Annotated in this window: 1 protein-coding gene; it reads left to right on the top strand. The window is 72.5% G+C overall.

Annotated elements, in window-relative coordinates; all coding sequences use genetic code 11:
- Positions 1-396, top strand: a 396-nt coding sequence (locus GVL52_RS32635) for a chemotaxis protein CheW (protein ID WP_160012801.1), incomplete at both ends; no start/stop codon positions are given.

Here is a 396-nt window from a genome sequence, read left to right on the forward strand (position 1 = left end):
GCATGGTGCTGCCGCTCACGACGGCCGTGACGCAGGTGGTGATGCTGCGCGCGGGCGGGCTCACGCTGGGCGTGCCGGCCAACCTCGTGGAGATCGTGCGCCGCACGACCGCCAGCGAGCTGGACGAGGCCTACCGCCAGGGCGCGTTCGAGGACGGCGTGGAGGCATTGCCCTTCTTCTGGGCAGGCGCGCTGCTGCAGTCGTCGCCGCGCAGCCAGGAGACGTCGGGCCGCACGCGTCCCGTGGTGATCCTGCGCAGCGCCTCGCAGCGCATCGCGCTGCACGTGGACGAAGTGCTGGGCAACCAGGAAGTGGTGGTGAAGAACCTCGGGCCGCAGCTCTCGCGGCTGCCGGGACTGGCGGGCATGTCGGTGCTGGCGTCGGGCGCCGTGGTGC

Source organism: Rhizobium sp. 18055, from assembly GCF_902706285.1.
Taxonomy (GTDB): domain Bacteria; phylum Pseudomonadota; class Alphaproteobacteria; order Rhizobiales; family Rhizobiaceae; genus Rhizobium.